Annotated in this window: 8 protein-coding genes; 2 read left to right on the top strand and 6 right to left on the bottom strand. The window is 46.7% G+C overall.

Going from position 1 to position 7,249, the window contains the following annotated elements; translation table 11 throughout:
• Nucleotides 1–341: NAD(P)H-dependent oxidoreductase (locus tag MHM95_RS07420; protein WP_239384916.1), on the bottom strand; the 341-nt coding region annotated here is incomplete at its 3' end.
• A 1,073-nt stretch (nucleotides 342–1,414) separates the two neighbouring features.
• On the opposite strand from MHM95_RS07420, the gene MHM95_RS07415 reads away from it, so the two are divergent.
• On the top strand, nucleotides 1,415–2,137 hold the full coding sequence (locus MHM95_RS07415) for a transposase (protein ID WP_239384915.1): 723 nt from the start codon (nucleotides 1,415–1,417) through the stop codon (nucleotides 2,135–2,137).
• 131 nt (nucleotides 2,138–2,268) lie between these two features.
• Here the strand turns inward: MHM95_RS07415 and MHM95_RS07410 are convergent, their stop codons facing one another.
• Nucleotides 2,269–2,838: an NAD(P)H-dependent oxidoreductase gene (locus MHM95_RS07410; protein WP_239384914.1), complete on the bottom strand. Its 570-nt coding sequence runs from the start codon at nucleotides 2,836–2,838 to the stop codon at nucleotides 2,269–2,271.
• A gap of 63 nt (nucleotides 2,839–2,901) precedes the next feature.
• Nucleotides 2,902–3,261 (bottom strand): MerR family transcriptional regulator, encoded by a 360-nt coding sequence (locus MHM95_RS07405; protein WP_239384913.1) that lies wholly within the window; start codon nucleotides 3,259–3,261, stop codon nucleotides 2,902–2,904.
• Nucleotides 3,262–3,472: 211 nt separating this feature from the next.
• On the opposite strand from MHM95_RS07405, the gene MHM95_RS07400 reads away from it, so the two are divergent.
• Nucleotides 3,473–4,729: a diguanylate cyclase gene (locus MHM95_RS07400; protein WP_239384933.1), complete on the top strand. Its 1,257-nt coding sequence runs from the start codon at nucleotides 3,473–3,475 to the stop codon at nucleotides 4,727–4,729.
• 113 nt (nucleotides 4,730–4,842) lie between these two features.
• Here the strand turns inward: MHM95_RS07400 and MHM95_RS07395 are convergent, their stop codons facing one another.
• The 3 genes from MHM95_RS07395 to MHM95_RS07385 all read right to left on the bottom strand — a co-directional run bounded on the left by MHM95_RS07395 (nucleotide 4,843) and on the right by MHM95_RS07385 (nucleotide 7,215).
• Nucleotides 4,843–5,562, bottom strand: a complete 720-nt coding sequence (locus tag MHM95_RS07395) for a spondin domain-containing protein (protein ID WP_138548104.1) — start codon at nucleotides 5,560–5,562, stop codon at nucleotides 4,843–4,845.
• A gap of 9 nt (nucleotides 5,563–5,571) precedes the next feature.
• Entirely contained in the window at nucleotides 5,572–6,276 is a 705-nt protein-coding gene (locus MHM95_RS07390) for a spondin domain-containing protein (protein ID WP_239384912.1), read from the bottom strand.
• Between the two features lie 261 nt (nucleotides 6,277–6,537).
• Nucleotides 6,538–7,215, bottom strand: coding sequence for a tellurite resistance TerB family protein (locus MHM95_RS07385; RefSeq protein WP_239384911.1), 678 nt, complete (start codon nucleotides 7,213–7,215; stop codon nucleotides 6,538–6,540).
• Nucleotides 7,216–7,249 lie beyond the last annotated feature (34 nt).

Raw genomic sequence — 7,249 nt, 5'->3', positions numbered from 1 at the left:
GGCACGGGTGTATAGCCTTGGTACTTAAATGCGAACCCGGGCAGGAAACTTCTATCAAACAGGCCTTTGAATTTTGCCGGAAGGCTGCCCCACCAAATAGGCGAAACGATCACAACATGATCTGCCCAGGCAATTTGTTGCTGAAATACCTGTAAATCAGGTTCTAAAGGTTGTTCATCATCATAGCCACAATCCAAGCTAGGATTGAACTGCAATGCCGACAGGTTAACTCTTTGAGCATTATTTTGCTCCCTCGCTTCACATTCATAGGTATCTGCTAAGTGTTGGCAAAAGCTTGAGCGTTTTGGGTTAGCGTTAATGATTAGGATATTTTTTGTCATCGGGTTTACTTCCGTAAGGTGAAAACTCGATGACTATCTTAAGCTCTGCCCCTAGGGGCAGAGTCAAGCGTGCTGAATATGGGGGCATGTATCAAGGGGTCTGTATCAAGGGGTCAGAGTTCTTGAAATTTTGAAGCCACAGTTAAGATTCGGGGGGAGTGTAGGAATTGAGAGCAGTGTTAATGCTACGACTTCCGCTATACCTGATGCTGTAAGTGCGATCAGTTCGACAGCTGATCAAGTGAAAAATATGACACCACAGCAAATATTTGGAGTTCCAGAAGCTCCATGTACTCAAGCTAAGTGTAATTAATTATAAAGAAGTAACTAATATATGAATAAATCATATGCGAGAGTCAAATTTTTTGGTGCTATAGGGTTAAGCTGGCTCGTTGCCCTGTTTATTCATTTTACTAGTAATGAAGTAATAGCTAATTCATTGGCTATAGTCTTTTTTGCTTGTGCTATATATACGATGTTGGTGAGGTGTGAAAATTGTGGTGTATACATGTACAGATATAATTCCAAGCATCATGGCTTTCCTCACCCTAAGTGCTTTAGTCCAGAAAAAACATGTCCATGCTGTGGGATCGATAGGGTTTAATATTTAATTGATATAATTAGATTGGCCTCGCACTAGCGAGGCTTTTCTTTGTCCGAAGTGCTCAGTCTAGCCAGAAACCCGATCAGCATTTTCCGGTAGAGGTGTTCAGCGTTCGTCAACAAGGTGTGCAGTTCGGCCTAGTGCCGCCACCTACGACTGTATTTTTGCCTATGGCTACAGGCCGAATTGGGTGGTCCATTCTGAACCAATCAAGGGGTCAGAGTTGTTGAAATTTGTATTAATCGTTACAAAAAGCTGTTGGTGAATTGAATAAGGTGGAGAAATAAATGTTATTTATTCTTCAGGTAGTCTCATTTTTGGGGTTTATATATTTTAAGCTTTTTGCGAGTACAAAAAACGGGCCTGCGACTTGGCTGTTTTATATAGGAATCAAGGGGTCAGAGTTGTTGAAGTTGCTGAGTTGCGCTAAATTTTTTAGTGCAATTGGCTATTTCAAGGAGGAAAGGCCATGGCGCGTCGGCCGAGATTAAACTTACCCTATATTCCGCAACATGTTGTTCAGCGTGGAAATAACCGTCAGGCCAGCTTCTTTACGGAACAGGATTTCACCGTATACCTGAACAAGGTGAAAGATTACAGTCGTCGCTTTGACGTCTCTGTTCACGCTTTTGTGTTGATGACTAATCACGTTCATTTATTGATGACACCTACTACAGCAACGGGCGTCAGCCAACTGATGCAATCGTTAGGACGTTACTATGTCCGCTACGTGAACAATACTTATAAGCGGACAGGAACACTTTGGGAAGGACGTTTTAAGTCGTCATTGGTTGATAGCGACCGATATTTGCTTTTGGTCAGTCGGTATATTGAACTGAACCCGGTGCGAGCGAACATGGTTGTTCATCCGTCTGAATACCCCTGGTCCAGTTATCGCCATAATGCTTTGGACAAGCAAATAGAGCTGATTACGGAGCATCCTATCTATCAGGCTCTAGGTAAAGACAAATCAACTCGAAAGCAGGCGTACCAAGCCTTGTTTAAATCGCAGATGCCGGATTATTCCGTCGCGCAGATCCGAGATGCCCTGCAAAGAACCTGGGTACTGGGGGATGAGCGTTTTAAGAAACAGATTGAGCAGCAGTTGGGGCATACCATTGAGTTAAAAACGCATGGCGGAGACAGGAAGTCGGCATCATTTAACGCTCGGGATAAAAATCAACAACTCTGACCCTTTGAAACCGACCCTTTGAAACCGACCCTTTGAAACCAAAATCAACAACTCTGACCCTTTGAAACAGAAACGAAACAAAGGCGTAAACCTGACCCTAGCACTGGAGAAACTGCTCGAGTCAGTACAAGCTATTTCGCTGCTCGGCCTAGTTGCTTTATTTCATTTACCCAAGCAGACTTTTCGGATTCAGAGGCCGCTACTACTGAGCCAAATAAACTCACTGCGCTGGGCTGAAACCCACTGAACTGTAAGGTGAATATATCGAGTTGTGCAATAACCGATGCGGCTTGGTCTTGTAGGCTCTGCGGCGGTGCATCCATGGTTAAGACGATGCGAGAGGTTTTGTCGGTGAGTAGGGGCACGGGTGTATAGCCTTGGTACTTAAATGCGAACCCGGGCAGGAAACTTCTATCAAACAGGCCTTTGAATTTTGCCGGAAGGCTGCCCCACCAAATAGGCGAAACGATCACAACATGATCTGCCCAGGCAATTTGCTGCTGAAATACTTGTAAATCAGGTTCTAATAGTTGTTCATCATCATAGCCACAATCCAAGCTAGGATTGAATTGCAATGCCGACAGGTTAACTCTTTGAGTATTATTTTGCTCCCTCGCTTCACATTCATAGATATCTGCTAAGTGTTGGCAAAAGCTTGAACGTTTTGGGTTAGCGTTAATGATTAGGATGTTTTTTGTCATCGGGTTTACTTCCGTAAGGTGAAAACTCGATGACTATCTTAAGCTCTGCCCCTAGGGGTAGAGTCAAGCGTGCTGAATATGGGGGCATGAATCGAGAGTGGATATACAGCGCTCTACAGCGTCTATACGCTTTAAAATATCGGATTGCTGAGTGAGTAATTTGTTTTTAATTTCAGCTAAAAACCCGTGCACCCGTGACCAATCAAGCGTGCCGTTGTTGTAGATAAGCGCATCTTTTAATTCTGCCAAAGTCGCGCCTAAGGCTTTTGCCTCCACAATCAATAACAACACTTCTACATGAGGCTTGTTATACACCCTGTAGCGCCCTTGCCTTGGTGGTGCGGTTATTAACCCTCGGGCTTCATACAAACGGATGGCTTTAACGGATAACCCGGTCCTTTTGGCAACTTCACCTATATACATGATGGTCCTTGTTTTCTTTTATACTTTATAGAAGTTAGGTTTGCGGTTCTAGGCAAACCTAAGCATGCAGGGCAGGTATCTTTTTAAGCCCTCTGTACGTTTTTTCTAAATAACAATATTTTTGCTTTAGATTCAAATGCAAAGATTGCTTTTAGCGCCAGTAGGGCTAACAATTGAGTTATCGATTGAGCACCAGTTGGAGCGCCGCATAGTGCTACGAAAAATCCTTATCGTAGAAGACACCCCTACTATCGCCCGGGTGCAAAAGCACATTTGTTTGCAAGCGGGCTATGAGGTTGATATCGCTGACTCTAAAGCGAAAGCCGAGGCGCTGATTGCAAAAAACAATTACTTTTGCGCTATTGTCGATTTTATATTGCCCGATGCGCCGCAGGGGGAGGCCATACCTTGTAGTACAAAGGCGAAAATTCCTACCATAGTGATGACCGGCAGCTTAGAGAGCAAAACCCGAGAAATTGTAGACCGCCATCCCATCATTGATTACATCACCAAAGAAAACAAGCAGGCCTATCAGTACCTAAAGCGTCAGCTCGAGCGCTTGCCGCGCAATGAGAAGATAAAGATATTGGTGGTGGATGACTCAGCGACATCCCGAAACTATGTAAGTGGCCTGCTTAAGCGCCATAAATATCAGGTGCTGGAAGCGCGAGACGGCTTAGAAGCTTTGGCTATGCTTGAGCGATATAACGATATTTCCGTAATCGTAACCGACAGTGAAATGCCGAAAATGCGAGGTGAGGAGCTGTGCATCGAGATCCGTCGTATTTACACTGAAGAGGATATTGCCATTATCGGTATTTCTGGGGTGGAGTCGGCACATTTATCGGCGCGATTTTTAAAAAATGGCGCCAACGATTATCTGCGTAAACCTTTTAACCCGGAAGAGTTTTACTGTCGAGTAAGACAAAACGTAGAAATGCTCGAGCAAATTCGAACCATCCGTCGCCAAGCAAACTCTGATTACTTAACCGAACTGCCGAATCGGCGTTATTTTTTTAGCCAAGTGAACAAATCTCTTAAGGCGGCTGCGCAGCAACAGCAACCAAGTATGATTGCCATGTTAGATGTTGACCATTTTAAAGCGGTGAACGATCGCTACGGCCATGATGGTGGCGATGAGGTGCTCAAGGCATTGAGTAAGGCATTATGTGAGCATTTTGATTATGAGCAAGTCGCACGTATGGGCGGTGAGGAATTTGCGGTGTATTTTGCCGCTGAAGACCCACAGCACTGCTTGCAAAAACTGGAGGCTTTTCGCCACTTTGTGCACACTCAAGGTGCGGCATTAACGCCGCAGAGCATTGCATTTACTGTCTCTATCGGGGCTGCCTACGGCATTAGCGATAATATTGAAGCGTTGATAAAAGCCGCCGACGTGCAGCTTTATCATGCTAAAGACTCTGGCAGAAATACAGTTGCCTATGCCCCGCTTAACACTGACTCGTAAGTACCAAGGTCACATAGCAGGTATTCAGTGCCGTTGCAGTTTGGCGTAAAAAGCTGTGAATTCACACCCAGCGGTTGTGTCTCGTGGGTGTGACGCCTAGATATGAATGTGATTCACTCAATGCGCGTGATCACCACTTTGATCACCGGGTTGTCAAAGCGATGTTGAGCACCCAAAGCCGATTGCGCTAAGCCATCATCGGCACTTACCACGCCTGGATGCAAAGCCACAAAGTTAGTGTCGTCTCTTATTGCGTTGAATCCTTCACCCATACCGGCAGGACCTGGGATAAACTGCGCAAGTTCAGAGTTGCCCTCGGTGCCAGCATCATACCCATGGCCATAGAGCGAGATGCTTTGCCCAGCAGCCAGCGGCGTTAAATCGACGGCGTTAACACCCGTAAACGCATCATTGGTATTGACCAACATGGTTGCTAAGGTCAACTTACTATCAGCAACATCCTCTACTGATAGGGTAAATTCATCGGTATGACCAGGGCTGATAGGGGCTTCTCCACCATAGAGTGCAATCACTTCTGTATTTGCAAGCAGCGCCGAGTTATCGCCCCCTTCAGCAAGTGCTTCGAGAGCACCTGAAGCCGGCTCACCAATACGCCAAAATTGACCTTGCTGATGCAGTACGCCAGCGACAGGGCTCAATGGTTGTGCTTGCGTTAAATTGGTCAGTGTGACCTGATAACGATATTGCACCGGCTCTGGCGTGTCCACGGCTGCTCCCGTGGGTTTTGTGTTATCAGAGCCGCAGGCACTTAAACCAAGCACCACAAGAGCACTTAAACCCAGTGCTCGAGGGAAATGTGTTTGCAAACGCATGCTCACCCCCTACTGCACAGTAATTGTTAGTTTCGCGACAGGGTTCAACCATCGCTGGACGCTGTTATTGATGTCGCTTTTTCCCGCTGATGCACTGTCATCGCCAAGGTTACCGGGGTGAATGTGCACCAGCGTATTGCTCAATTCGTTGGTGACGCCGCTGCCCCCGCTGCCAATAAGCTCCTCTAAAGGCGGTGGAACCGGCATACCAGGCACACCTGGGGCACCGCCGCCGCGTATTTCATCGTTGGCTTCAGTGCCCGCATCATAGGCGTTAAGGTATACATGGTAAGTTCCGGGTTCGCTCGGTACAGGCCAATTGCTAAGGCCAACAAAACCATCGTTGGTGGGTAGCATCATCGCCACCAGCGATAAATAGGTATTACTTTCACTGGTGGTGAGGGTGCCTTCGCCACTGTGTCCAGGCGCAAGCAAACCTTGCGCGGGGTTGGCAAGCACATCACCGCCAGCGATTTCTACTTGGTTAACAAGACCGTCGATGGCACCGCCTTCGGCCATGGCTTGTAATTCACTGGAGGCGGCAGTGGCAACGCGAAACAATTCACTGTTGCTATCGTGGGCAGCCACCAGCAGGGGCGTGAAATACATACCTTGGGTTAGGTTTTGCACTCGCACATCAAGTTCAGCAGCGCCCGCAGTGTGGCAAAGTGTGAATGCAAGAGCGCTCAGGGTCATTTTTGGCAACGATTTCATCTCGAATCCTCTGTTATTCATATGCCGATCACAGCGCGTTTTGCACTGGGAAAGGCAACCTAGTTATGGGAAGTTCGTGAATGCGAATCGGCCGTTTCATCACTCAGCTAAGACAGACCTTGTGGTTCTCAGTTAACTTTCAAATAACATCAATCTTTTTTATTTGTCGGCTCAAATGCCGTGAAAAACCAGGGAGGAGTGTGGCTTGATAAATAAACAGAGAGTGACGCCGTGTGGGTCACTCTAGCGTGTATTCAACGGTTACTCACTGGCTAGGCGCACATGCTGAGTCAGTTGTTGATGTACATTGTTGACTAATTCCTGTGGGATACAGAGCTTATTTGCTAACGCATCAAGATATTGCCCAGAGATGGGCTGACTCAGGTCTATGGCGCTGGCACTGGCGGCATAGACTTCGATACCTGTTTGCGCATTTGGTACAGCATTAACCAGCTCCGACAAGCTCATGGGCTGGCGCAGCTCATCAAATAACATGGCTTTTTCATGGGTTTGCAAGTCCATGTTTTCTACTTGCGCAAAAATGCGTTGTCGCTCTTGCTCGTCTATATGACCATCGGCGTAGGCGGCTGCAATCATCGCGCGCATCAGCAGCAGTTGACCGCCTTCGTTGTCATCTTCCACAACGTGTTCAAAGCTTTGTTGTTGCATAGGAGTCGAGTGATAATTAAAGTTGCCTGAGCGTTGAGGTGCTGTACTTGGTTCAGCTGCTGAACTTTTTTGTGCATACTGCTGGTATGCCTTCCAAGCAAGGCCACCAATGGCGGCAAGGGCACCATACTTCATCACTTTCTTAGAAGTCTTTTTGCCACTTTTGCCAGTGGCTAAGCCACTTAGACCACCGCCAGCGACACCGCCTAGGAAGCCGCTTAGTGCACCTGATTTATTTAAACTCCCTACGAGTTTTTGTAAGTCTTTCATTGCCCTTTCCTTATATCCATATTTACTTGGCTAC

It is taken from the genome of Pseudoalteromonas sp. CnMc7-15, from assembly GCF_022347925.1.
In the GTDB taxonomy this organism is placed as follows: domain Bacteria; phylum Pseudomonadota; class Gammaproteobacteria; order Enterobacterales; family Alteromonadaceae; genus Pseudoalteromonas; species Pseudoalteromonas ruthenica.
The sequence above is the reverse complement of the archived record's forward strand: the minus strand, read 5'-3'. Positions and strand labels throughout refer to the sequence as shown.

What these genes read in the sequence shown, in the direction of transcription:
- MHM95_RS07415 (WP_239384915.1), top strand. Translation starts at nt 1,415, where the DNA reads ATGGCGCGTCGGCCGAGATTAAACTTACCCTATATTCCGCAACATGTT.
- MHM95_RS07410 (WP_239384914.1), bottom strand. Translation starts at nt 2,838, where the DNA reads ATGACAAAAAACATCCTAATCATTAACGCTAACCCAAAACGTTCAAGC.
- MHM95_RS07405 (WP_239384913.1), bottom strand. Translation starts at nt 3,261, where the DNA reads ATGTATATAGGTGAAGTTGCCAAAAGGACCGGGTTATCCGTTAAAGCC.
- MHM95_RS07395 (WP_138548104.1), bottom strand. Translation starts at nt 5,562, where the DNA reads ATGCGTTTGCAAACACATTTCCCTCGAGCACTGGGTTTAAGTGCTCTT.
- MHM95_RS07390 (WP_239384912.1), bottom strand. Translation starts at nt 6,276, where the DNA reads ATGAAATCGTTGCCAAAAATGACCCTGAGCGCTCTTGCATTCACACTT.
- MHM95_RS07385 (WP_239384911.1), bottom strand. Translation starts at nt 7,215, where the DNA reads ATGAAAGACTTACAAAAACTCGTAGGGAGTTTAAATAAATCAGGTGCA.